We start from the raw sequence: 24,725 nt of genomic DNA, 5'->3' as shown, positions 1-24,725 counted from the left end.
CGTCCTGCCGCGCAGTCGGGTCGACCGCGGGTATCGCTCGCTCGGACAACCAAGGAGTACTGACATGAAATCGAATTCGCTGAATCGGCTTTTTGCGCTGCCCATGCGCGGCTCGCTCATCGTGAGCACTGCGTTGATGGCAACTTCCGTTTGTGTCTATGCGCAAACGCCGCCGGCACCCGCCACGCATCAAATCACTCGCGCGGAAGTGCGACATGAACTCGAGGAATTGGAGTCGGTCGGCTACAACCCATCCCAAGGCGACAATGGTGACTATCCCGCCGACATTCAAGCAGCGGAGCAAAGGCTGGAAGCCAAACATCAAGCGCAAAGGAATGCGCTGATGGGTGGAAACCAGGCAGCACAGGCCGGTGACAGCCAGACCGCACAGACGAAGCCCGCGCCTTGATTGCGGATGCAGGCGGCACACCGATCACATGATCGGCGCTTGCCATGCGGAATCCACACGGGCTCCATTTCAGGCGGCGGTTCCGGGAATAAAAATGGCATGCCGGCGGTCTTGCTGTTAACGCACTGCCGGGCACGGATTGCGGTTACAGCAGAGACTTCACGATGGCCGATCCAGACCCCGCGCAGCGCTTCGAGACGCTTTTATTGCCGCATATGAATTCGGCCTTCAATGTTGCGCGATGGCTGACGCATAACGACCAGGATGCCCAGGACGTGGTGCAGGAGGCGTACCTGCGCGCGTTCCGGTTCTTTGGCGGATTCCACGGCGAGGATGCCCGTGCATGGTTATTGAGCATTGTGCGCAACACCTTCTACACCTGGCATCAGCAGAACCGGGGGCATGCAGCGCAGACCATGATGTTCGAAGAAGACATGCATAGCCTTGAGACGAGTGTCGCCGACCATGACGACAGTCCTGAGGCGATGCTCATACGCAGCCAGAGCCAGAAGCGTGTGCACAAGGCGTTGCTGGGCTTGCGGCTGGAATACCGGGAGGTTGTCGTGCTGCGGGAGCTGGAGGACTTGTCGTACAAGGAAATCGCCGCCATCGTGGGCATCCCGATCGGCACGGTGATGTCCCGCCTGGGCCGAGGCCGCCAGCAACTCGCGACGCTGCTCGCCCCGACGGATCAGGAGGCGTGATGGATCACCAACAGGCGTTTGAATTACTGCCGGGCTATCTCGACCAGGAGTTGAGCCTGTCCGAAGCGCTCGAATTCGAGCGGCATCTTGCTGACTGCGAGCAGTGCCAACAGGTCTATGCACAACACCGCCAGGTGAGTGCGCAACTGCGCCAGGCGGATTTGCGCGTAGCGGCGCCGCAGGAACTGGTGAAACGCATCAAGGCTGCGCTGCCGGTGCGCCGCCCGCTCTGGCAGCGGCTGGGTGAGCGATTCGGTCAGTGGCGTGGCGGTGGTGGGTCGCTGGCCTGGGCGCCGGCTGGCGCGATGTTGATGAGTGTGGTCGCGTTGACCTGGAGCGTGGGGCTGTACCTCTCGGTGCCATCGAGCGAGACGCGCCTGACCCAGGAACTCGTGGATAACCATATTCGCTCGCTGCAGGTCAATCACCTCTCCGATGTGATTTCAACCGACCGGCATACGGTCAAGCCGTGGTTTGACGGCAAGCTGGACTTTGCGCCACCTGTGGTCGATCTTGTGCAGCAGGGGTATCCGCTGGTCGGCGGCCGGCTGGATTACCTGAACGGGCGGGCGGTAGCCGTGATGGTCTATCGCTACAAGCTGCACCCGATCAATCTTTATGTGTGGCCGGGCAACGACGCGGGCGCCACGCCTCGCATCTACGCGCAGCAGGGCTATCACCTCGCCCACTGGAGCGCCGCGGGGATGAATTACTGGGCGATTACCGATGCCGGCGAAGCTGAGCTGAATGGCTTCATCACGGACCTGCGTGCGCATCCTGCTTCCTAGCCGCCGCAGCGCGGTACACATCGCGGAATAAAACGGATGGCAGGGCGGTTTACCTGGAGAACCCAATCGGGAGGTCCGCCGGATGGTCCGGCGACTCACCTCTCGAACTTTCCTTGTGAGGGCAATATGTCGTCAGATCTTCCGTCCAACCCGTCGCGCCGCGGCGCGTTGAAGTGTCTCGCTTTCGGCGGCGCGGGCACCGTCTTTGTCTTGACAGGCGGCGTTCTCGCGCCCGTGGAACTGGCCCTTGCCGCCTCCGGGAAAGGCCCGTCATCCGCCGCGGGCGTCCCTCTTTTCCTGCAGATCAGCGACACGCATATTGGCTTCAATAAGGAAGCCAATCCCGACGTCGCGGGCACGCTCAGGCAGACCATTGACTTCGTCAATGCCATGCCGGTCAAGCCGGCGCTGACGATCCACACGGGCGACATTACGCATCTATCCAAGGCGGAAGAGTTCGACCACGCGGCCCAATTGATGTCGGGGCTGAATATCACCGAGTTGCATACCGTGCCCGGCGAGCATGACGTGACCGATGGGCCTGGAACGGAGTACTTCAACCGCTTTGGTCAAGCCTCCGGCAACAAGGGCTACTACAGCTTCGACCACAGCGGCGTCCACTTTATCGGCCTGGTCAACGTGATGCATTTCAAGCCAAACGGTTTGGGCAGCTTGGGCGACGACCAACTCGCCTGGCTGAAAGCCGATCTGCGGGGCCGCTCGTCCAGCACGCCGATCGTCGTCTTTGCACACATGCCAATGTGGACGATCTACCAACCATGGGGTTGGGGCACCGGCGACGCCGGCGAGGCGATGAGCTATCTGACGCGCTTTGGTTCGGTCACGGTCTTGAACGGCCATATCCACCAGATCGTGTCGAAGGTGGAAGGCAATATCACCTTCCATACAGCGCGCTCGACGGCCTATCCGCAACCGACGGCCGGCAATGGGCCCGGTCCCATGCCACTGACGGTACCGGGCGATCAGCTTCCCAGGATGCTTGGCGTGACCAGCATCAAGATCATGCGCCACCCGCTCGCAGCGACACTCGCCGACACCACGCTCGCCTGAATTTCCAGGCACCGCTCACCAACCAGGACCCAGATCATGCTAACAACCATCCTTCGCCGCGCCTTCGTCGTCCCCCTCGGAGCCGGGATACTCATGGCAGCATTGGCTTGCGAGTTCTCCTTCGCGCAAGCGCAGGAGAACCATGTCGTCGTTGTGAAGAATTTCATGTTCTCGCCGATGTCGCTCACGATCAAAACTGGCTCGACCGTGACCTGGAAGAACCTCGATGGCGAACCGCACACGGTTGTCAACGACGCCGGCCTGTTCCGCTCCAGCGCGCTCGATCAGAACGACACCTACAAGTTCAAGTTCGACAAGCCGGGGGTCTACAAGATCTTCTGCGGCATACATCCGAATATGATGGCGACAATCACCGTCCAGTAGGGGCCGACGAACCCGCCGTCCAGCCTCCGCTCGCCGAATGGCCGGTGAGCGGAGGCGGCCATCCAGCTCGTTGAGCTCGCGGTTGGCGATCGTCGCTTCCGTGGCCATCGCGAACGTTGTCCACACGAAACAAATGTAAGCTTCTGTAAATGCCACGCGCCGCGGCCCTGTTTTGATAACAGAAGCGCCCTTGCGCTTTGGTACGATCGCGCTCTTTCCGCCAGCGCCCCGCCACCGTGATTCGCCGATATGCATCGTTGTTTTGTGAGCATTGCGCACGGTGGCTCGCCCGTGTCCAACCGCTGGCCGCCGCCGGCAGCACCATCACCCGACTCGCGCTCAACAGCGCGCTGCGCCGCCTGCGCCACCCGACGCGACGCGGCGTCACGCTGACGCTCGCCGCATTGCCGGCGCTCTTCCTGTTGTACGTGCTCGCGCTCGTGCCGTTTACGCCGGGCATCGGCGACATCCGCAAAGCCCGCGTTGATCGGCCAGCATTGATCGTGTCGGCCGACGGCAAACTGCTAGATGCGTTCAAACCGGTCAATCGCGAGTGGGTGTCGCTCAGGCAGGTCTCACCACACATGGTGGATGCATTGATCGCGACCGAAGACCGCCGCTTCTATGCGCATCATGGCATCGACTGGAAGCGTACCGCGTCGGCCGCGCTGCATACGTTCTCCGGCGACCGGCAAGGTGGCTCGACGATCACGCAGCAGCTCGCGCGCAACCTGTATCCCGACGAAATCGGCCGCGCGCCGACCCTCACGCGCAAGCTCAGGGAAGCGATCACAGCATTCAAGATCGAAGCCGTGTACAGCAAGGATCAGATCCTGGAGACGTACCTGAACACGGTGCCGTTCCTGTACAACGCCTACGGCGTGGAAATGGCCGCGCGCACCTACTTCGGCAAATCGGCCAATCAGCTCGGCATTCTTGAAAGCGCGACGCTCGTCGGCATGCTGAAGGCCAACAGCACCTACAACCCCGTGCTCAATCCCGAACGCGCGTTGCAACGGCGAAACACGGTGCTTGGGCAGATGAACAAATACGGGAAGCTCAAGCCCGATGCCTACACCGCGTTGAAGCAACAACCGCTCAACGTCGATTTCGAGTTGCAGACCGCGCAACCGGGCGCCGCGCCGCATTTTTCGGCGCAATTGCGCAAGTGGCTGATCGCATGGGCCGATCGCAACGGCTACAACATCTATGCCGACGGGCTGGTCGTGCGCACGACCCTCGATTCGCGTCTGCAGGCAATGGCGACGCAGGCGTTGGACTGGCAGACGAACCAGTTGCAATGGATCGCGAACGGCGCATGGAACGAACGCACGGGCTGCTGGCCGGGCAACGACCTGTTCCGGACGTTCATCCGGCAGTCGCCCGACTACCGCGCCGCGCGCGATGCGGGTCAATCGGATGAGGCCGCGCTCAGGAAGCTCGGCGCGAACCCCGCGTTCGTGCGCGCGCTCTGCCGGAGCAAGACGCAGATCCAGGCGGGTTTTGTCGCGATCGATCCGCGCAACGGAGATATCAAGGCATGGGTCGGCAGTCGCGATTTCCGTGACGAACCGTTCGATCACGTGCAGCAGGCCCGGCGTCAGCCGGGCTCGACGTTCAAGCCGTTCGTCTACGGCGCGGCCTTCGCGGACGGTGCGCGGCCGAGCGATACGATCGTAGACCGTAACGTGGCCATTGCACTGACCGGGAATGCGATCTGGCGGCCCACCGACGCGGAGCCGCCCACCGGCCGGCCGATGACGCTGCGCGACGCGCTAGCGTATTCGCGCAACCGCGTCACCGCTCAGCTCATGCAAAGGGAACGTCCCGAGAAGGTCGCAGGGCTCGCGCGCGCAATGGGGGTGCGCGCGAGTCCGCTTGAAGCGGTGCCGTCGCTCGCGCTCGGCACAAGCCCGGTCACGCTCAAGGAAATGGTCTCGGCGTACAGCACGATCGCGAACCGCGGCGCCTATATCGAACCGCGCATGGTCACGCGCATCGAGGATCACGACGGCAAGGTGCTGGCCGAATTCGCGAGCGCATTGCCAGAGCAGGCACTGCCCGCCGGCGCGGCGCAAACGCTCGTCGACGTGCTGCGCGACGTCGTTAGCCGGGGCACCGGCGCGGCGATCCGGGCGCGCTTCGGGATTCGCGCCGACGTGGCCGGCAAGACGGGCACGACGCAGGACAACACGGATAGCTGGTTCATCCTGATGCATCCGCAACTGGTCGCGGGGGCGTGGGTGGGTTTCGACGATGGACGTGTGACGCTCGGCAACTACTGGGGCGAAGGCGCGCACAGCGCCCTACCGATGGTGGGCGCGTTCTACGACATGGCGCTGCGCGCGCGGGTGATCGACCCGAATGCGCGGCTCGGCCCCGAAACCCGGCCTCCTCGCCCGGTCCATGAGCGGCGGCATCGACACTTCCTCTTCTGGACGTTCTGACGTCGTCGCTGGCGCACGCGGCATTCGCCGCCTCCGCCGACTACCCGCTCGGCAACCCGATCGCGGTGAGGGGCTTCACGAGCGGGAAGCGGTGCATGCGCACTAGCCGCGCCAACCTTGCGCAGCGCCCTACATCATCCGGTGCGCGAAATGCCCGCGCCGAGCTTCAGCCATGAGCGCGGCGAACTGCTCGGTGCTCATGTGCACCAGTTCCTCATGATCGCCCGCTTCGAAGTAGACGTCGGGATGCGTCAGCAGGCTGTCGTCGAGCCAGGTCAGCGTGCCGTACGCCATGCCGACCGGCGGGAGCGCGCCGATTTCGCAGTCCCTGAACACTTCGCGCACGCCATCCCCATGCGCCAGCGAGAGCTTGCGGCCGGTTTGCTCGCAGATATCCAACAGTTTCAGCTGGTGGCTGGAAGGGATCACCGCTGCGAGGTAGCCTCGGTTGTCCTCCAGCAGGACAGTTCGGGCGAGCCGGTCTCCGGGGACATACGCAGTCTGCGCAGTTGCCGGGCCGCTTGGGCTGCTTGGGCGAGGAACGGTTTCAAACCGGCTCTGCTTCTTGCTCAGGCATCTTGCCAGCGTGGTAGCCATGGTCATGATTGCAACCTCCGAGCGCTGATCGCTGCAGTTGCTTACGTATCGGAACTATAGGTCAAGCACCGGGCGACAATCGGTGGGGCTAACCCCAGCACGGTTGCGGGTGACCAATAGCAATGCGCTATTGAGGCAATTGCAAACCTCTCATTTGGTTGGCGAGCGCTTTCAACTATATTTTGTGTGCGGCAGGCCTGCCGACGCAGGTCCCGAGTGGAAGCATTGACGCGGAAATACTAGAACTCACACTAGAACTCACGTTTGGTACGCCTCCGAAGGAGAGAGCATGTCTAACGAAAAGTGCCCCTTCAATCACGCCGCCGGTGACGGCACCACCAACCGGGACTGGTGGCCGAAACAGTTGCGGCTAGAGTTGCTCAGCCAGCACTCCGACAAGTCCAATCCATTGGACAAGAGCTTTAACTATGCCGAGGCGTTCAAGAGCCTCGACCTCGCCGCAGTCAAGAAAGACCTCGCGGCGCTGATGACTGACTCGCAGGACTGGTGGCCGGCGGACTTCGGCCATTACGGTGGTTTGTTTATCCGTATGGCCTGGCACAGCGCCGGCACATACCGCATCGGTGACGGCCGTGGCGGTGGTGGCCGGGGCCAGCAGCGTTTCGCACCGCTCAACAGCTGGCCGGACAATGTCAGCCTGGACAAGGCTCGCCGGCTGCTCTGGCCCATCAAGCAGAAATATGGCCAGAAGATTTCCTGGGGCGACCTGATGATCCTCGCCGGTAACGTTGCCCTTGAAACCATGGGCTTCAAGACATTCGGCTTTGGTGGCGGCCGTGAAGACACCTGGGAACCGGACCAGGATGTCTATTGGGGGAACGAAAAGACCTGGCTGGGCGGCGACGTCCGCTACGGCAAGGGCGCCGCCGGCAAGGACGGCAACGAAGGTGTAATCGTCGCCGACGAGGAATTGCACGGCGGTGAAGTCAGCCGTACCGACCCCGGCCGCAACCTCGAGAATCCCCTGGGTGCCGTGCAGATGGGCCTGATCTACGTGAATCCGGAAGGCCCCGATGGCAATCCGGACCCGCTCGCCGCGGCGTACGACATCCGGGATACGTTCGGCCGCATGGCCATGGACGATGAGGAGACCGTCGCGCTGATTGCCGGCGGCCACACCTTCGGCAAGACGCACGGTGCCGGTCCCGCTGATCACGTAGGCCCTGCGCCCGAAGCCGCCGACCTTGAAAACCAGGGTCTGGGATGGAAGAGCAGCTTCGGCACAGGCAAGGGTGCGGATTCGATCACCAGCGGCCTGGAAGTCACCTGGACGACCGCGCCGACGAAGTGGGACAGTGGCTTCTTTGAAAACCTGTTCGGCTATGAATACGAGCTGACCAAGAGCCCTGCAGGAGCCAACCAGTGGGTGGCCAAGAATGCCGGCGAAACGGTTCCGCACGCTCACGATCCGTCGAAGAAGCTCAAGCCGACCATGCTGACCACGGACCTGTCGCTGCGCTTTGACCCCATCTACGAGAAAATCTCGCGGCGCTTCATGGCGAACCCCGAGGAATTCGCGGATGCATTCGCCCGTGCCTGGTTCAAACTGACCCACCGGGACATGGGACCGCGCGCCCGCTACCTCGGCCCGGAAGTCCCGGCCGAAGAGTTGCTCTGGCAAGATCCCATCCCGGCGCCGGACCATCCGCTGGTCAATGACCAGGACGTGGCGGCGCTCAAGCAGAGGATCCTGGCATCGGGGCTGTCGGTCTCGGAACTGGTGAAGACTGCCTGGGCATCGGCATCGACGTTCCGCGGTTCGGACAAGCGCGGCGGCGCCAACGGCGCSCGCATTCGCCTGGCTCCGCAGAAGGACTGGGCGGCCAATGAGCCGGATCAGCTGGGCAAGCTGCTGAAGACCCTGGAAGGTATCCAGAGCGAGTTCAACAGTGCCCAGTCAGGTGGCAAGAAGATCTCGATGGCTGATCTGATCGTGCTGGCGGGCGGCGCCGGGATCGAGAAGGCAGCGGAGAAGGCCGGGCAGAAGCTGACCGTACCATTCTCACCGGGCCGCATGGACGCTTCGCAGGAAAAGACCGACGTGCAATCGGTTGGCGCCCTCGAACCGACGGCCGATGCCTTCCGCAACTACCTCAACCCGAGCGTTCGTGTTCCGGCAGAAGCGATGATGCTGGACAAGGCGCAGTTGCTGACTCTGACCGCGCCCGAAATGACCGTGTTGATCGGCGGCCTGCGCGTGCTGAATGTCCATACCGGAAAAGATGCGCACGGCGTCTTCACCGACCGCCCGGAGACGCTGACCAACGACTTCTTTCGCAACCTGCTCGACATGGGCGTGGAATGGAAGGCGCTCACCCGGGATGTGTTCGAGGGACGTGACCGTAAGACGGGGCAGGTCAAGTGGACCGGATCGCGAGTGGATCTGGTGTTCGGCTCACACTCTCAGCTCCGGGCCTTGAGCGAAGTCTACGCAAGCGAGGACGGGGCGGATAAGTTCGTCAAGGACTTCGTCGCTGCCTGGGTCAAGGTGATGAACCTCGACCGCTTCGATCTGCGTACATAGCGTTAAGTCAGGGGCAAATAAGGGGCAAACAAGGGCGCCGGGCCACGTTCGGCGCCCGTCCGGGCCGATTGATCGTGGTAGAGTCGATCATCATTCTCTATCGCGTAGCCTTATGTCGCCACCCGTAGAACGTGGGCCCGCCGATTCATCAGACCATCAACGGGGCATGGAAAGCGCCGCTGATGCGCACAGTGTGACCATGCGGATTCCGGCAATTGTTCCAACGCAAACCGCGCTGGTGGTCATGCATTATCAGACCGACATCCTGGCGTTATTTCCATCGGTCGCGCCCACTTTGCTCTCCAATACGCGCACGCTGTGTGACGCCGCGCGGGCCAAGGGCGTCAGCGTCTATTTCGCCAAGATCCACTTTGGTCCAGGCTATCCGGAAGTCAGTCCGTTGAACAGGAACGGGCAGGGAATCAAGCAACTTGGTCTTTTCGTCGACGACCAGATCTCGCCGGAACTCGGCCAACAGGCCACTGAGCCGCTCATCATCGCGCATCGTGCCAGCGTGTTCTTTGGTACCGACCTGCAAGTGCGGCTTTCCGCGCAGGGCATCGATACCCTGCTCATGGTGGGCATTGCGTCGACCGGTGTGGTGCTGTCGTCGGTCGCATATGCGAGCGATGCGGACTTCCGTTTATTCACGGTCAAGGATTGCTGCTACGACCCGGATCAGGTCGTGCACGATCATCTTTTTTCAACGGCGTTCGATTCGCGCACAACGGTGCTCTCGCTCGCAGACGCCTTGCTGTTGCTTGCTTAGCGTTTGCTGGGATTGCGGCAGTTTGGGGAGCAAGGCAGTCGCTCCAACGCACGTCGTGCGGCTCGTCCAATGGGCGGTTGTGGGCGGGAAGCGACCTCGGCCCGAATGCGAATCTACGGGCATTGGCGCGACTTGCATAAGCTGACGTCACCAGAAATTGGCCGGTCCAACCGCACAAGATCCTGGCCATCTAGATCGTGCCGTTCACGGTGCCAGACGTAAATCCTCTGACACCGCATAAGAACTCATCAGCGCAGCACGCGGTAGGTCGACTGCACCAGTCCGGACGGAAAACGTCGGCTCGATACGAGGGTCAGGTTCACGTCCTGCGACAGCGCGCCGAACAATGGCCTCCCGGCTCCAATCAGCACGGGCACCGTGGTAACCACGAGGTCGGCGATCAATCCATCGCGCAGAAAAGACTGGACCAACTGGCCGCCATCGACATACACGCGATTCACGCCTTCGGCCGCCAGTTGCGCCATTGCGTCCTTGGGTGTGCGGTCCGAGAAACGCACCTTTCCCTGCAACGCCTCCGGCACCGGCTTGCCGGCCAATTGGCGGGATAGCACCAACACGGGCCTGTCGTAAGCCCATTCGCCCATGGCGACGACTTTCTCAAAGCAGCCTCGCCCCATCACGATCGCGCCCTTGTCTGCGATGAAGTCCAAGTAGCCATGGTCTTCAGCCGGGTTGTCCCGCGCCAGAAGCCAGCCGATGTCACCATTGGGCCGGGCAATAAAGCCATCTAGGCTGGTAGCAATGAAGACGTGTCCTGTAATCATCAATCCTCCATTATTCCGTCGCATTCGCGCGCAAATCTCAACCGGCGCCTCCAGTTCCTGCGAGAACGAGCAGCTCGATCGGGGAGAGGTGTCTATCGGAGATACCGCGTTTTCTGCCGGAGAGCGGACTTTAGCACTATTGCTGCGAGCGTCGGATGCTGGCTGGGAAGGGACCTCGGTCACCAGCCTCCCAGCCGTCCCTTCCCGCCCCTCTTCATACCCTTGGCCGAGTTTTGCGCACGTCTCTACCCAATTCAAAGGCGGCTCCGGATTGCGCGAAGCGGAGCAAACGGCCGGAGTCGAACACTTGTTGGTACCGGCCGTGTTCACCAAGAATCATCCTGCCGCGGACATGTCCGTACGGATGCATCGGCACCGCCAGGTCGTTCCCGATGCGAGCCGGTGTCGCGCAAAGCATCTTCATCGAATCGCCGTCTGCGCATCCGCTGCTCGTCGTTCTCTACCGAGCCACACGTAAAGCTTCTGCATATAAGCCCACTAGAAATCGTTCGATGCCCCCCCGCGAGCTATGTCGCCGGATAAAAAAAAAAGCCAACCCGTTTTGGGTTGGCGCCATGTCTTGGGGCGTACTACTGGTATCAGAACTGGTTCATGGTGTTGTCTTTACCCGCCGCTTTCAGGGCTGCTTCGCCGCTGAAATACTCCTTGTGGTCGTCGCCGATGTCCGAGCCGGACATGTTCTGGTGCTTGACGCAGGCGATGCCCTGACGGATCTCCTTGCGCTGCACGCCAGCCACATAACCCAGCATGCCTTGGTCGCCGAAGTATTCCTTGGCCAGGTTGTCGGTCGACAGTGCGGCGGTGTGGTAGGTCGGCAGCGTAATCAGATGGTGGAAGATACCTGCTTCGCGCGACGAGTCGGCCTGGAAGGTCCGGATCTTTTCGTCGGCGAGCTTCGCCAGTTCGGTCTGATCGTATTCCACGTTCATCAGCTGGGCGCGCTCGTATGCCGACACATCCTTGCCCGCGGCCTTCATCGCGTCATACACCTGCTGGCGGAAATTCAGGGTCCAGTTGAACGATGGGCTGTTGTTGTACACCAGCTTGGCGTTCGGGATGACTTTGCGAATCTCGCTGACCATGCCGCCGATCTGGGCGATATGCGGCTTTTCGGTCTCGATCCACAGCAGGTCGGCGCCGTTTTGCAGTGCGGTGACGCAATCCAGTACGCAGCGCGCTTCGCCCGTGCCGGCACGGAACTGGAACAGGTTGCTAGGCAGGCGCTTAGGGCGCAGCAGCTTGCCGTCGCGCTTGATGATGACGTCACCATTGCCCAGTTCGTCGGCCGACAATTCTTCGCAATCGAGGAAGGAATTGTATTGATCGCCCAGGTCACCCGCCGTGTTGGTCACGGCGATCTGCTTGGTCAGGCCAGCGCCCAGCGAGTCGGTACGGGCCACGATGACGCCGTCGTCCACGCCCAGTTCCAGGAAGGCGTAGCGGATGGCGCGGATCTTGGCCAGGAAGTCCTCGTGGGGCACGGTGACCTTGCCATCCTGGTGGCCGCACTGCTTCTCGTCGGACACCTGGTTTTCGATCTGGATGCAGCACGCGCCCGCTTCGATGAACTGCTTGGCCAGCAGGTACGTTGCTTCGGCGTTGCCGAAACCCGCGTCGATGTCCGCGATGATGGGCACAACGTGGGTGACGTGGTTGTCGATTTTTGCCTGGATGGCGGCCTTGGCAGGTCCTTGGGCAGCATCCAGTTCGCGGAACAGGCCGCCCAGTTCACGGGCGTCGGCCTGGCGCAGGAAGGTGTACAGCTCGCGGATCAGCGCGCTGACGGAGGTTTTTTCGTGCATCGACTGGTCCGGCAGCGGGCCGAACTCGGAGCGCAGCGCGGCCACCATCCAGCCGGACAGGTAAAGGTAGCGGCGCTCGGTGCTGTTGAAGTGCTTCTTGATGGAGATCATTTTCTGCTGGCCGATGAAGCCGTGCCAGCAACCCAGCGACTGGGTGTACTTGGACGAGTCGGCATCATAGGCCGCCATGTCGGCGCGCATGATCTTGGCGGTGTACTTGGCAATGTCCAGGCCCGTTTTGAACTTGTTCTGGGCACGCATGCGGGCAGCATACTCGGGGTTGATGGCATTCCATGCGCTGCCGTGGTTCTCTTTCAAACCGGCAACTGCCTTGATGTCGTCTTGATACTGGGCCATGTCAAATTCCTAAGCGTGTTTGAAGAAAGGGGTGCGTGTGCCGCTACGGATCTATGAATGTCGAAGCAGGCAGCGTGGAATCATTGTATGGCGCTTCTGGTGCACTGCGGTGAAGTCTTATATAAGACATAAGAGTTGGTTTATCCTTATTTTTCAATGAGATAGGCGTTGAATTTCACAATACGGAACGCGTTTTCGAGGAACGAAAACAAAACATAGCGGAAACTCGGCGTGAATTCCGCAATGTGAAAAGCGCTTTCAGTGGCTAGAAGCAGAGGCAAGCACAGATGGCTTGAGCAACGATTGTTGGGGTGATTTTGTAGACGCCTGTCGAACGAACAGGGTCATGATGCGGTGCAGAAACGTGTGGCTGTCTTCGTGTCCGCTGCGGTCATTCGATCTGGGACGAGGATCGTCGCAAACTGGCCGAACCCGGAAGTTCGTCGCCGGCCAGCGCTCGATCGCCCTGACTGAACTACGAACTTCCGTGGTCGACCCAAAGCGGCCGGTGAGTCTCTCAGGAGGCGGCCATTGCGGCGGGCTGCTCGCGCATGCGACGGGCTTCGTCGCGCAGGAACTGCTGGTAATCGTCCAGATCCCCGTCGAAGGGCTCGACGCCGCCCTTGGTGACCAGCCAGAACTCGTCGCATACGGCGCGCAGCAGGGCCCGGTCGTGACTGACCAGCATCACTGTGCCTTCGAATTCGTTGAGCGCCATGCCTAGCGCTTCGCGTGTGGCCAGGTCGAGGTGGTTGGTAGGTTCGTCGAGCAGCAGCAGGTTGGGACGCTGCCACACGATCATGCACAACACGAGCCGCGCCTTTTCGCCGCCGCTCATCGTGCCAACCGCCTGATGGACCATGTCGCCACTGAAACTGAAGGTGCCGAGGAAGGTGCGAAGGGATTGCTCGGTGCCACTCTGGCCGGGGGCGCGCATGTGCGCCGGCGTGTCCTTGGCAAGGCGGATCATGTGTTCCATCGGCGTGTCGAGCGGGCGCAGCACGTCGAGTTCCTGCTGTGCGAAGTAGCCGATATTCAGGCCTTTGCCTTCGCTGATTTCGCCGGAAATCGGTGCCAGCGCGTGCGCCACCGTCTTCACCAGCGTGGACTTGCCTTGGCCGTTGGCACCGAGAATGCCGATGCGCTGCCCGGCCAGCACGGAACGGTTGATGCCCCGCACGATGACCGTGGGCGGTGTGCCCGGCAGTGCGCCGGTCGGCGCCGGGTAGCCGAAGCTCGCGTCCAGCATGGACAACAGCGGGTTCGGGACGTTGAGTGGCTCCTTGAACTCGAAGTTGAACTCTGCGTCGGCAAGCACCGGTGCGATCTTCTCCATGCGTTCGAGCGCCTTGACCCGGCTCTGCGCCTGCTTCGCCTTCGAGGCCTTGGCCTTGAAACGGTCGATGAATTTCTGCAGGTGGGCGATCTTGTCTGCCTGCTTGGCCATCGCGGCCTGCTGCAATAGGAGTTGCTCAGCGCGCATGTCTTCGAACTTGCTGTAGTTCCCGCCATAACGCACCAGCTTGGCGTTGTCGACGTGCACCGTCACCTGCGTCACCGCGTCGAGGAATTCGCGGTCGTGGCTGATCACTACCATGGTTCCTTGATAGCGCTTGAGCCAGGCTTCCAGCCAGACCAGCGCGTCGAGGTCCAGGTGATTGGTCGGTTCGTCGAGCAGCAGCAGGTCGGACGGGCACATGAGCGCGCGCGCCAGTTGCAATCGCATGCGCCAGCCGCCGGAGAAACTGTTGACCGGCTGACTAAGCTGCGCAGCACTGAAGCCAAGGCCCAGGATCAGCGCTTGGGCACGTGAGGGGGCATCGTGCGCACCGGCGTCGTGCAGGGCCATGTAGGCGTGCGCCATGCGCATGCCGTCGTCGCTGGCCTCGGCGGCGGCTACTTCGGCCTGCGCGGCCAACAGCACGGTGTCACCTTCGACGACGAAGTCCGTCGCGCTCTGCTCCGTCTCCGGCATATCCTGCGCGACCTGGCCCATCTTCCATGCGGCGGGAATCGAGAACTCGCCGCTGTCTTCGTGCAGCGTGCCGTTGAGAAGGGCAAAGAAGGACGACTTGCCAGCGCCATTGCGGCCGACAAGACCAATCTTTTCACCGGGGTTGAAGGTGACGGACGCGCGGTCGAGTACGGCATTGACGCCACGACGCAGCGTGACATTACGGACGGAAATCATAGGGAGCCACTTCGGAGAGGAATGGCATGATAGCCGACTGGACGTGCAGGGCTGTCGCTTTTCTGGCCGCACGCCGCAAAGCGCCGCTTGCGCCTTGCGGCGCCCACCGGCCACAAAGCAAGGCGATCAACAGCACCGACCACCGGCTCAAGCGTATTGCGCGAGGCCGTTGCCGAGGGACCAATTCTCTTTTGCGACCTCGACAAGGCTCACGAACACGTCCTCGGGCCGGATGCCGGGACTCTCGCTGAGCAACGCCGCGATCCGCTGGAACAGCACTTTCTTCTGTTCCACGGTGCGGGTGTTGTTCGCGGTGATCTGGATGAACACGAGATCGTCACTCCGGGCGATGCCAAGATAGGACGCGCCGTAACGGTAGTTCGCAGCGTCATGCTCCGTGATGGTCATGAACTGGTCGTCCTCGGGCACGTTGAACGTTTCGTGCATCGCGCGATAAAGGTTGTCGAAGATCGCCTGGCGGTAGGCTTGCGGCTTTCCAGTGCGCAGTGAGACGTGAACGAGTGGCATCTTGGCTCCTTTCCGTTATGGCCTGACTGAACATTAAGAGCCGTCTGTTATATTGACAAGCTATGATCACCGACGCCTCGAAGAGAGACTCGGTTGCCGTCTTGTCGAGCGGACCCCCAGGTACGTGGAGCTTTCGGCGCAGGGCGTAGCCTTTCTCGAACACGCCCGCGAACTCCTGGCAGTACACGATCGCGCGCTCGCTGGATTTGCCGGGGTCCGGCAGCATCTGGTCATTGGTATCAGTGACCATGTTGCGGGACCGGAGCTCCCCGCGCTGATCGCGCGCATGAACGCGCAAAGCCCGCAACTGTTGATCGAGATCCGGATCGGCTCGTCGGGTGACCTGCTTCAGAGTTTCGACCGGCGGGAACTCGACACGGTGATCGTCCGTTTACATGTCGGTCGAAGCGACGGCGAAATTCTTACCGACGAGAAATTCGGCTGGTTCGCAGCGCCAAGCTGGGAGCATCGCGCCGGCGAGCCCCTGCCGCTTGCCACACTTGCTGAACCTTGCGGCGTGCGTGCGATGGCCGGCCAGCTTCTCGATGCGGCAGGCGTGCCTTGGACAGAAGTTTTCGTCGGCGGCGGCGTTGCTGCAGTTGCTGCAGCCGTCGTGGCGGGGCTCGGCGTAGCAGCATTGGCTCCTCGCATGCTGCCATTGGGCGCAGTTGACGTAGGCCCCAAGCTCGGGCTGCCTGACTTGCCACGCTTGCCAGTTCTGCTTCACTCACGGGTCAACGACGGCCGGCCGCGCGATGCGCTTGCCGTGCTTTCAGCCGCCTTCAGGAGCGCGGTGCGAGGCTAGCAACTAGCCGGTCACACGCAAGAATGGCTGCCAGCGGTATTGGTTTGCCGATTGGCAACGATCTGGGCGGCTGTATCGAGCGTCTCAACCCAACTCGGATGTCCACATCTTATGTTTAGCGTGTCCGCTTTAGAATGCGCAAACAAAGGCTGTACCCAAGGCAGCAATAGCCGAATGACTGACTAACAAGTCAGGGCAGCCGTCGGGTCGCCTCCTGCAAATGTTCAGGTTCAGGTTCAGTTTCGACTCATGACAGACACTTCTATCGAACAAGTTGTGCAGCATATCCGGGAACGATCGGTCGGTCTGCCACTGCCCGAATTGACGGGCGTTACGCTGAACTTTCATCCAGACACGGCAGTTGATGGGATAACGACCATCGAGGCAATTGCACGCGACGGCATATACCGGTCGCAGTTCGAAACGGGTTCGAGTAATGGCGGTATGACCGCATATCCGGGCGGCGACCGCTGGAATTGGGAGAGCCGCATATTCGGTGGAGCTTACGATCAGGCAGATGTGGCGCTACGCCCGAAATACGGCGCGCTGAACTACCGAGCCGAACCCGTAGGAGGCTCCCCGCGTTTCGGTTCGTGCCATCTTCGATTACGTTCTCACGTGCTTTCCCGAACGACATTTTGTTACCCTGACAGTGTCCAAAACCCAATGGATTTTGGTGTCAGCGATCGCATGTCGCTGATCGAGTTGGCGAAGGCGAACGTCCCAAATCTGGATGATGTACTCGACAACTATATCGAAGCGCATGTGCACGGGACACTACAGGTCAACACGGATGTCGAGGCAATTGTACTGGACCCCTGCTATCGTGATACCGCCGTCGAGCGAGCGGCTCTCACTCTCGGATGCATACTTGAGTGGCACGACGGATTCCGATTGTCTCTCGACCACCTTGGCAGCTGCGCACGGTTTCGCGGCCCAACTGTCGCCGAAGCGATTTCGAGGATCAGCACCGGTGGCGTTGTCACTCCCCTGGAAATAGGTACCGCCCGGGATGTCGTGCTTGATTATCAAATGGCCAAGTGGGTCTGGCACTGCGTTGCCCGATTTGGCCGGATTGCAAGCGTAAGTGACAGCTGATGGGAATATTCAAAGAGCGGCGAGTTCGAGGGTTTCACAGCGGGGGGCGATTCAGGGCGACCCAACGCTGAACAGACGGCCTTTGCCACTGATGCGCAGCGTAGTCAGCCAACCTTCCCGGCACCGTATCACCATTGAGGACGAGCCGGTTCAGCATCAGAGCAAGGTCGACGTCTGCGATGCACCACTCGCCAAAGAGGTGCGGTGAGCGGTCGGTAAGCAACACCTCGCAAGCGGAAAACAGTTTTCCTGCAGCCGTACGTGCTGCAGCAGACAGGGGCGCCGCGGGAGCGCCATAAAATACCACCTCAGTGGAACGCTCCTGCCGGATGGGCATGAGATCGCTTCGCAGCCACGCTTGGACCTGGCGTGCCCGAGCGCGACTAATCGCGTCTTTTGGGTATAACAAGGTGCCCGGAAAAACCTCGTCGAGATATTCAGTGATTGCTGACGACTCGGACAAAGCGAAACTGCCGTGAATCAGCGTAGGTACGCGCTGCGTGAGTGAGCTCTGCGCATACCCAGGTTCGAGGTTCGCATTGTTGGCCAGGTCAATGGTTACAAGCTCAAACGACAATCCCTTTTCGTGAAGGGCCACGAAGGCCGACATCGCATATGGACTTGCGAATTGAGCGTCGGCATAGAGACGCAGATTCGTTGAAGGCAAAGTGGGCTCCTGTTTGCTTACGCAAGGAAAACGATTGTCAACGATCTAGGCGTCGATGTCGACCGGCCGCACTTGTTCGGCGTGACGTGCAATAAGGCTACTGTCCCAGCGAGAACGAACCGAAGCGGCAAATGGCAAATGGCAATTGGAAAATGGCAACGCCTACGCCAATCGCAGATCCCACAGCACATCAAGTACGTGTTGCGTGGAACGCTCAACGTACCCCGCACGATGTGCGATGCCGAGCCGACGCCACAACGCCGGGCGCAGCGGTCGCATGACGATGCGCCCATCGGGTAATGGCGTAGTGGCCTCATGGGGCAACAGCGCTGCGCCGTAACCTGCCGCTACCAGACTCTTGATCGCGTCGTTGTAGTTGAGCTGAATGCGCGGGGCAGGATGGTGCCCCCCGGTCGCGAACCACTCCGCAGTCAGACGCGAGAGACGCGTGGTCGCGTCATTGAGAATCAGAGGTTGGGCAGCGAGCCATTCAGGCGTGACGCGGGCCGGACACCGCCAATGCGCCGGCAAAAAGGCCATCACGGGGTCGCGGCGCCAAGGCTTTATCACGAGTCCAGCCACCGGGGGCTGAGGCAGTGCGATCAGCCCGACATCCAGCGTTCCATCAGCCAGCCGGGACAGCGTTTCTTGCGAAGTGAGTACTGCAACCTGAATGTCGATCGCGGGATGGTCCTGGCGCAGCACCTCAAGCGCTTGCGGCAACAGGTGCGCGATCACCCCAGTCGACGCACCGAGCCGCGCGCGCCCTTCGAGCCCTTGCACCTGGCGTTGAATATCGTCTAACGCCTGCTCCGCATCGGCCAGCAGTCGACGCGCACGCTCCACCAGTACCTCTCCTATCGCTGACGGCCTGACATGTCCGCGCTTGCGTGACAGGAGCGGCGCCCCAATGCGGTCTTCGAGTTCAGCGATGTGGAGGCTGACCGTTGGCGGCGCCAAGTGCAATGCACGCGCCGCTTCGACAAATGAGCCACGGTCGGCAATGGCGACCAGAGTGCGCAAACGGTCCAGGCTGATCTCTCGCATGTTGGCGTCCAGATTCAGAAAAACTGAATATTCACGTTATGAAATACAACTTTCTCTATTCTACCGGTCCATGGAACATAGGGGCTCGTTCTCCTTGTCAAAACCCACAGTCACCGGAGTATTTCACGTATGAGCTCTGCCCTTGTTTTCATCGACGGCGACCAAGGCACCACCGGGTTGCAAATCCACGAACGGCTGCGCAACCGGACTGACCTTAGACTGATCACGCTTGCCGCTGCGGAACGCAAAGATCCGCGGCGTCGCGCAGAAGCCATCAACGCCTGCGACATCGCCATCCTCTGTTTGCCGGATGCCGCCGCGCGCGAGGCGGTGGACGCCATTGTGAATCCTGCCGTCAGGGTCATCGACGCAAGCTCCGCCCACCGCACACAGCCGGACTGGACATACGGCTTTCCGGAAATGACGCAGGGACAGGCTGAGCGCATTGCCAACGCACATCGGGTCACCAATCCCGGTTGCTATCCGACCGGAGCCATTGGCTTGCTGCGTCCCCTGTTGCAGGCCGGGCTTATACCAGGCGACTACCCTATCAGCATTCATGCGGTGTCGGGCTACTCCGGACGCGGGCGTGCCGGCGTGGAGGAACATGAGGGACAGGGTGCCGTCAACGCGCCTTCATACCAGGTATATGGCCTGGAACTCGCACACAAGCACACCCCGGAGATCCAGCAGCACGCCGGGCTCGCGCAGCGTCCCATCTTCGTCCCTGCGTTGGGTGCGTTCCGCCAGGGCATCGTGCTGACAGTGCCATTGGAGCTGCGGCTGCTGGCACCCGGCGTGGATGGCGCTACGTTACACGCATGCCTCGCACGCCACTATGCCGAGGCGGCCCACGTACATGTCTTGCCGCTGCACGAATCGTGCGCCTTGAAACACCTGGATCCGCAAGTGCTGAACGGTACAAACGACATGCGCTTAAGCGTATTTCCCAACATGGAACACGGGCACGTCCTGCTGTCCGCGGTGTTCGATAATCTTGGCAAAGGCGCATCCGGCGCCGCGGTTCAGAACCTGAACCTGATGCTCACGCAGCAATAGTGGCCGATGGCTTGAGCTAACGTTCGGCCGCGCCCATATGCCAACGATTGTTGGCCAATCTGGTCGCGGCCGTCGAATGTCTCATACTCGCCAGTGAACGTCCGGCGACGGCAACGACCGTGGCCGGCTGACGGCCCGAGGGAGTGGTCAAACGTGTGTAAACGCTGCGCCCAGCAGTTCGTCATGGTCGGCTGCGCTGGTCAGATAGAACTCGAGCCGCGCCTCTTCCACCACGTCGCGCACATAGTCGGCGTAGTGGCTGCGCTCCCTCGTCTCACGGATATCCCAGTTGCGTCCGGCCGCGTCCAGGCGATGCAGTTTGGGCTGCGGCAGGGGCACGGTGACCGGATGGTCGGCCGCCGCCGGGTTCCTCGCTTCGATCCGCTTGCCGAGTTCGAGCAGCACTTGCTCCACGGATAGCACTCGTTTGGACATGGCAGACTCCGGTTTCCTGATGGCTGGTTCGGGAAGCCACTACGACCGGGTGCTTCCCCCTTCCCCCTGCCTCACGCCGCGGCCGCCAGCACTATTGGGCGTTGCCATAGGCCATGTGATGACCTTGCGCGCGAGTTTCCGCAGCCTACGGTGCGCGCAGCCACGCCAGGCGTCGGTACGCTGGCGTACCCGGCGAGGCAAAGCTGGCCCACCTCCAGCAGCCCCGGGGCGCACATTTGACCAATGGGAACTTCCTGGACTATGTTCTATTGTTGGCGGAGAAGAGGGTCGTGGAAGCACCTCAACGGAAACGGGGACCATGTGTCACGACGCTAGCGCCCCGCTATTTGCAACTGCACGGAGGACCGAGGCACCTATGTCAAAGACCACCAAGAAGCAATACCTGAAGGCACTCAACCGGCGCCTGAAGAAGGAATCGGCAGGCAGGTTCGATACGGAGTTTGTGTGCTATCCGGTCGGCTCAAAACCGAAGGACGCGACTGGCGTGACAGCAAGTGCACCCGCCGATGCGCAGGTGCTCGCCGTCATGGATGCTGTCCAGGCTCGGGTGTTTGCCAAGTTCGAGGGCTCGGCAAAACACGGATAGGCCGATGTTTCGGCGACGGCAGGCCGCGCAGGCGCGCTGGGAGCGCCTGGCGTGGACCGAGGCGCTCTGGCCGCGACCGGAACCCGCCGCCCCAGGGCACGACGCTTAAGCCTTCGCGGGACGCCCGGTCTTGATGGCTTCGACTTTTGAGACCGCGGCCAGCAATTGCTCAGGCGAGCTTGCGGCAAGCAGCAGCACGCCAGCGCGCAGGATCTCGCTCTTCTTGATGTGCACGCCCGCGTCCACGCACCGTTGCTTGAGTTCGGCGAGCTTCGCGTAGTCGGACTTCGGCATCGTGAAGCTGTCGCGCAGCACCTTTTCCTTCTTGGCGCCCTGCACCTTTTTCGGCACGGCCACATCGGCGCGAGCTTCCACCTTCGATGGTTTGCTCTTCTGGGGTTTCGTCCCGGCCTTCGTCACAGCCTTCGCAGCAGCCTTGGTCTCGGCCTTCGTTGCGGCCTTGGTCACTGCCTTCTTGCTACCCGAGCCCCTTGGCGTCTTCCCCTTGGGGGCGGCTGCGTTGCTGTCGGCTACTGGCGCGCTCGTCGGAAAATGAAAGACCTCTTTCGTCGGCGGCTTGATGATGGGTGAATTCACGGCGATTCTCAAATCAAAAACAGGCTAAACAGTATATACCGTTTAGCGACGAGCATGAGGCGGCCCCCTCAAGCCGCCACCCTCGCCCGTGAGGGGCGCCTCGGTTATTTGCTAGTGGCGTCGACRGGGATCCCGGCGTCGCTGCCGGCCGCGCCGCCTCGCCCGGGCCGGCGCACGGTTCTTACTTTCCCGCTGCTGCCGCCTCCGCAGAAGAACTGGTCGCCGCCATCGGACTCGAGCCCCGATACGCCGACGCCGCCTGGCATCTCGATGCTCTCCAGGACCTTTCCCGTGCGGGGATCGACTTGCCGCAACTCGCTCTGCTCACCTTCCCAGGTGCCGTGCCAGAGCTCTCCTTCGATCCAGGTGACCCCGGTGACGAAGCGGTTGGACTCGATGGTACGAAGGATCTCCCCGGTTTGAGGATCGACCTGATGGATCTTGCGCTCCCGGTACTGCCCCACCCAGAGCGTCCCTTCGGCCCATGCGAGTCCCGAGTCGTTGCCGCCGCCGGGCGCCGGAATCGTGGCGACCACGCGGCCGGTCTGTGGATCGATCTTCTGGATGCGATCCTCGGCGATCTGGAACAGGTGCTGGCCGTCGAAGGCCGTTCCTGCGTGTGCGGCGACATCCATCGAGCGCAGCGTCTTTCCGCTCGCCGGATCCAGCGCGATCAGCTTGTCGCCGGTGGCAAACCAGACTTGCTGACCGTCATAGGTGACCCCATGCACGCTGTCGACACCCGGAAAGGGACCATATTCACGGATGATTTCTGCCGCTGATCGTTTCATGTTTCCATCCTCGTGACGCCGAAGTGAAGTGCAATCAATGAAGTGCAATCGATGAACTGCATTCTAGTCACCCGGCAGTGACGCGGGGAGTAACAAGGTCGTCGCGAATCCCGGCACGGGCGGCGTCAGCCAGCGGCGCGCCCGCCCGCGGCCAAACGACTGCACCTTGCCTGCTGCCGCAAGCGCGTCGAGCGCCCGCTGCACGGTGCGCTGGCTAGCACCAAGGGCCACTGCCAAGGCCGAGCTCGACCATGACTCACCGTCCGCAACGAAGGCGAGCACCGCCGCATGCGCCTCGTCGACGGGCCTCGCCAGCACGACAACCTCACGGGCGACGCGCGGCACCAGCGCAAACCCGCGCTGGGTCGCGCTCACGCCAGCCAGCGGCCCGAGCACGGCGCGAAGCCGCCCGATTTCAACGCGTAGCCGCGCGCGATGCGACGCATCGGCGTGCCGGGCGCGGAATGCCCGCGCAATGAGCGCGTCCCTCGGCACGTCCGCGGGCCACGCTTCGGCCAGTGCGCGTGCGAGCGCGAACAGCACCGGACGCCTCGCCAGCGAGACCACCGTGCCCGCGTCACGCACGGCATGACGGCACGCGTCCACAACCAGCGCCTTGGATGCCAGCAACGCTTCCACCTCATCGAGCAGCAGGAACCGCTCTTGGCCACGCGCAATCAGGCGCGCCGCGGGCGTTTGCAGGACGAGGAATGCACTCTGGACCTCCGCCGTCAGCGCGGGGATGCGGGCGTGGCGCGCGGCGTGCTCAGCCCGGGCAAGCGCGGCGCGTGCCGCCTTTGTGCGCAGGCGCCGCACCGCGATCCCCGCGACGACCAGCGCATGGACGGCGCTGGACGCGGGCGGAAAGGGCGCGGGGTCGAGCTGGGCCAGCGTAAGCTCGGCCTCGTCGAGGCGCCCGATCAGAAGGAGGCGCCGGGCTTCGAGAAACCGCGCGTGCGCGGCGTTCACCGGGTCGCCGTGCGCCTCCAGGGTGGCGCGCGCTGCGTCGAGCGTCTTCGCCGGCCAGATCAGGTCGCGCGAGGCCAGCGCGATCTCGGCCTCGGCGACGACGCACCGCGCGCGGGCCACGGCCTCTTTCGGGCCGAAGGCGCGCGCCGCGCTTCGCACCAGCGCCTTCGCGCGCACGAGATCGCCAAGTTGCGCCATCGCGATGCCGCGCAGTGCAAGCGCTGGCGCGTCGTCGCGCAAAGCGACCCGGTTCAGCGCGCCAAGCGGGTCACCCGCCGCGAGCGCGCGCGCCGCGGCCGTAATCAGCGAATCCATCTGAATCCCAATCGCGCCACACTTGTCACTCCCCCCGTTCGGATGCCCGGCACTAATCTATCACGACCACCAACCCGCACATCGTACCGAGTGCCTAGTACCTGGTACTGAGCGAACGACGATGGACACCCAACGGAGAAAAGCATGATGACGCAACACATGACCGCGACACGCGAAGAGTGGCTGGCAGCGCGGCTCGCGCTGCTCGAGGCGGAAAAGGACCTGACGCGGCGCAGCGACGAGCTCGCGCGGCGACGCCAGGCGCTGCCATGGGTCCGGGTCGACAAGGCGTACCGGTTCGAGACCGATGAAGGCAGCGCCTCGCTGGCAGACCTCTTCCGGGGGCGTTCGCAGCTCCTTGTCTACCACTTCATGTTCGGGCCCGACTACACAGCGGGGTGCCCGTCCTGCTCGTCGATCGCGGACGGGTTCGACGGCGTCGTGGTTCACCTGGCGAACCACGACGTCACGCTTGCGGCGGTGTCGCGCGCACCGCTCGCGAAACTGCAGGCGTACAAGCAGCGAATGGGTTGGACGTTTCCCTGGGCGTCCTCGCTCGGCAGCGACTTCAACTTCAATGCCAACGTCTCCTTCACCGAGGCGCAACAGCGCGAGGGCGGCATCGAATACAACTACCAGCGCGGCGCCCACGCGATGGACGCAGCACCGGCCCCGGAGCCCGTCGCCCGGTTCGCAGCCACATGCGGCACCGACGCAGCCACGTACTCGCGCGATCGGCCGGGCCTGAGCGCGTTCGTGCTCGAGGATGGCGTGGTCTATCACACCTACTCCACCTATGCGCGCGGGGTGGACGGCCTCTGGGGCATGTACCAATGGCTCGACCGCGCTCCCAAAGGACGCAACGAGACGGGCATCTGGTGGCGCCGTCACGACGAGTACGGCGAGCGCTGAGCCAGGCCATGGGCAACGCAGGCGC

Annotated in this window: 23 protein-coding genes and 1 pseudogene; 13 read left to right on the top strand and 11 right to left on the bottom strand. The window is 62.3% G+C overall.

Features of this window, described 5'->3' with window-relative positions; translation table 11 throughout:
- Positions 1–64 precede the first annotated feature (64 nt).
- From AC1DQR_RS30810 to AC1DQR_RS30785, 6 genes are all read left to right on the top strand, one after another.
- Positions 65–409, top strand: coding sequence for a DUF4148 domain-containing protein (locus tag AC1DQR_RS30810; protein WP_416049521.1), 345 nt, complete (start codon positions 65–67; stop codon positions 407–409).
- A 164-nt stretch (positions 410–573) separates the two neighbouring features.
- Positions 574–1,113, top strand: a complete 540-nt coding sequence (locus AC1DQR_RS30805; protein WP_416049522.1) for a sigma-70 family RNA polymerase sigma factor — start codon at positions 574–576, stop codon at positions 1,111–1,113.
- Positions 1,113–1,901 (top strand): anti-sigma factor family protein, encoded by a 789-nt coding sequence (locus tag AC1DQR_RS30800; protein ID WP_416049523.1) that lies wholly within the window; start codon positions 1,113–1,115, stop codon positions 1,899–1,901. Before AC1DQR_RS30805 ends, AC1DQR_RS30800 begins: the two co-directional genes overlap by 1 nt.
- Positions 1,902–2,027: 126 nt before the next feature.
- Positions 2,028–2,972 (top strand): metallophosphoesterase family protein, encoded by a 945-nt coding sequence (locus AC1DQR_RS30795; RefSeq protein WP_477134377.1) that lies wholly within the window; start codon positions 2,028–2,030, stop codon positions 2,970–2,972.
- Between the two features lie 36 nt (positions 2,973–3,008).
- Positions 3,009–3,356, top strand: coding sequence for a cupredoxin domain-containing protein (locus tag AC1DQR_RS30790; protein ID WP_416049525.1), 348 nt, complete (start codon positions 3,009–3,011; stop codon positions 3,354–3,356).
- A gap of 239 nt (positions 3,357–3,595) precedes the next feature.
- On the top strand, positions 3,596–5,803 hold the full coding sequence (locus tag AC1DQR_RS30785) for a penicillin-binding protein 1A (protein WP_416050378.1): 2,208 nt from the start codon (positions 3,596–3,598) through the stop codon (positions 5,801–5,803).
- A gap of 129 nt (positions 5,804–5,932) precedes the next feature.
- On the opposite strand, the gene AC1DQR_RS30780 is transcribed toward AC1DQR_RS30785, so the two are convergent.
- Positions 5,933–6,406 (bottom strand): aminoacyl-tRNA deacylase, encoded by a 474-nt coding sequence (locus AC1DQR_RS30780; RefSeq protein ID WP_477134376.1) that lies wholly within the window; start codon positions 6,404–6,406, stop codon positions 5,933–5,935.
- 283 nt (positions 6,407–6,689) lie between these two features.
- Here AC1DQR_RS30780 and katG point away from each other — a divergent pair, with 283 nt between their 5' ends.
- Entirely contained in the window at positions 6,690–8,945 is a 2,256-nt protein-coding gene (katG, locus tag AC1DQR_RS30775; protein ID WP_477134375.1) for a catalase/peroxidase HPI, read from the top strand.
- A gap of 166 nt (positions 8,946–9,111) precedes the next feature.
- On the top strand, positions 9,112–9,714 hold the full coding sequence (locus AC1DQR_RS30770) for a cysteine hydrolase family protein (RefSeq protein ID WP_477134374.1): 603 nt from the start codon (positions 9,112–9,114) through the stop codon (positions 9,712–9,714).
- 248 nt (positions 9,715–9,962) lie between these two features.
- Here AC1DQR_RS30770 and AC1DQR_RS30765 read toward each other — a convergent pair whose 3' ends face one another.
- The 4 genes from AC1DQR_RS30765 to AC1DQR_RS30750 form a co-directional block, all read right to left on the bottom strand.
- Positions 9,963–10,499: a dihydrofolate reductase family protein gene (locus AC1DQR_RS30765; RefSeq protein WP_477134373.1), complete on the bottom strand. Its 537-nt coding sequence runs from the start codon at positions 10,497–10,499 to the stop codon at positions 9,963–9,965.
- A gap of 599 nt (positions 10,500–11,098) precedes the next feature.
- A complete protein-coding gene (locus tag AC1DQR_RS30760) occupies positions 11,099–12,679 on the bottom strand; it encodes an isocitrate lyase (RefSeq protein ID WP_416049530.1) in 1,581 nt (526 codons plus the stop codon).
- A gap of 517 nt (positions 12,680–13,196) precedes the next feature.
- Entirely contained in the window at positions 13,197–14,870 is a 1,674-nt protein-coding gene (locus tag AC1DQR_RS30755) for an ABC-F family ATP-binding cassette domain-containing protein (RefSeq protein ID WP_416049531.1), read from the bottom strand.
- A 147-nt stretch (positions 14,871–15,017) separates the two neighbouring features.
- The gene (locus AC1DQR_RS30750) at positions 15,018–15,398 is read right to left on the bottom strand and encodes a tautomerase family protein (RefSeq protein ID WP_477134372.1); all 381 of its coding nucleotides are present in this window, start codon (positions 15,396–15,398) and stop codon (positions 15,018–15,020) included.
- 70 nt (positions 15,399–15,468) lie between these two features.
- Between AC1DQR_RS30750 and AC1DQR_RS30745 the strand changes: the two are divergent.
- A pseudogene (locus AC1DQR_RS30745) lies at positions 15,469–16,203 on the top strand (LysR family transcriptional regulator); the annotation flags it as partial.
- A 249-nt stretch (positions 16,204–16,452) separates the two neighbouring features.
- Complete coding sequence (locus tag AC1DQR_RS30740; protein ID WP_477134371.1) at positions 16,453–17,301, top strand: DUF3626 domain-containing protein; 849 nt, start codon at positions 16,453–16,455, stop codon at positions 17,299–17,301.
- A gap of 34 nt (positions 17,302–17,335) precedes the next feature.
- Here the strand turns inward: AC1DQR_RS30740 and yfcF are convergent, their stop codons facing one another.
- The gene (gene yfcF / locus AC1DQR_RS30735) at positions 17,336–17,968 is read right to left on the bottom strand and encodes a glutathione transferase (RefSeq protein WP_416049534.1); all 633 of its coding nucleotides are present in this window, start codon (positions 17,966–17,968) and stop codon (positions 17,336–17,338) included.
- A gap of 162 nt (positions 17,969–18,130) precedes the next feature.
- The gene (locus tag AC1DQR_RS30730) at positions 18,131–19,015 is read right to left on the bottom strand and encodes a LysR family transcriptional regulator (protein WP_416049535.1); all 885 of its coding nucleotides are present in this window, start codon (positions 19,013–19,015) and stop codon (positions 18,131–18,133) included.
- Positions 19,016–19,144: 129 nt separating this feature from the next.
- Here AC1DQR_RS30730 and argC point away from each other — a divergent pair, with 129 nt between their 5' ends.
- The gene (argC, locus tag AC1DQR_RS30725) at positions 19,145–20,074 is read left to right on the top strand and encodes an N-acetyl-gamma-glutamyl-phosphate reductase (protein WP_477134370.1); all 930 of its coding nucleotides are present in this window, start codon (positions 19,145–19,147) and stop codon (positions 20,072–20,074) included.
- 147 nt (positions 20,075–20,221) lie between these two features.
- On the opposite strand, the gene AC1DQR_RS30720 is transcribed toward argC, so the two are convergent.
- Positions 20,222–20,509 carry a hypothetical protein gene (locus tag AC1DQR_RS30720; RefSeq protein ID WP_477134369.1) on the bottom strand — a complete coding sequence of 96 codons (288 nt, stop codon included), beginning with the start codon at positions 20,507–20,509 and terminating at the stop codon, positions 20,222–20,224.
- A 376-nt stretch (positions 20,510–20,885) separates the two neighbouring features.
- On the opposite strand from AC1DQR_RS30720, the gene AC1DQR_RS30715 reads away from it, so the two are divergent.
- Positions 20,886–21,116, top strand: a complete 231-nt coding sequence (locus AC1DQR_RS30715) for a hypothetical protein (RefSeq protein ID WP_183036705.1) — start codon at positions 20,886–20,888, stop codon at positions 21,114–21,116.
- Between the two features lie 105 nt (positions 21,117–21,221).
- Here the strand turns inward: AC1DQR_RS30715 and AC1DQR_RS30710 are convergent, their stop codons facing one another.
- From AC1DQR_RS30710 to AC1DQR_RS30700, 3 genes are all read right to left on the bottom strand, one after another.
- Positions 21,222–21,713 (bottom strand): hypothetical protein, encoded by a 492-nt coding sequence (locus AC1DQR_RS30710; RefSeq protein ID WP_416049538.1) that lies wholly within the window; start codon positions 21,711–21,713, stop codon positions 21,222–21,224.
- Positions 21,714–21,817: 104 nt separating this feature from the next.
- A complete protein-coding gene (locus tag AC1DQR_RS30705) occupies positions 21,818–22,504 on the bottom strand; it encodes a Vgb family protein (RefSeq protein ID WP_477134368.1) in 687 nt (228 codons plus the stop codon).
- A 63-nt stretch (positions 22,505–22,567) separates the two neighbouring features.
- Positions 22,568–23,788 carry a helix-turn-helix domain-containing protein gene (locus AC1DQR_RS30700; RefSeq protein ID WP_477134367.1) on the bottom strand — a complete coding sequence of 407 codons (1,221 nt, stop codon included), beginning with the start codon at positions 23,786–23,788 and terminating at the stop codon, positions 22,568–22,570.
- A 147-nt stretch (positions 23,789–23,935) separates the two neighbouring features.
- Here AC1DQR_RS30700 and AC1DQR_RS30695 point away from each other — a divergent pair, with 147 nt between their 5' ends.
- Positions 23,936–24,700, top strand: a complete 765-nt coding sequence (locus AC1DQR_RS30695; protein ID WP_477134384.1) for a DUF899 domain-containing protein — start codon at positions 23,936–23,938, stop codon at positions 24,698–24,700.
- The last annotated feature ends 25 nt before the right edge of the window (positions 24,701–24,725 follow it).

It is taken from the genome of Cupriavidus sp. 05L411 (genome assembly GCF_056398045.1).
Note: the sequence above shows the minus strand (reverse complement) of the source record. Positions and strands in the feature narration are given on the sequence as shown.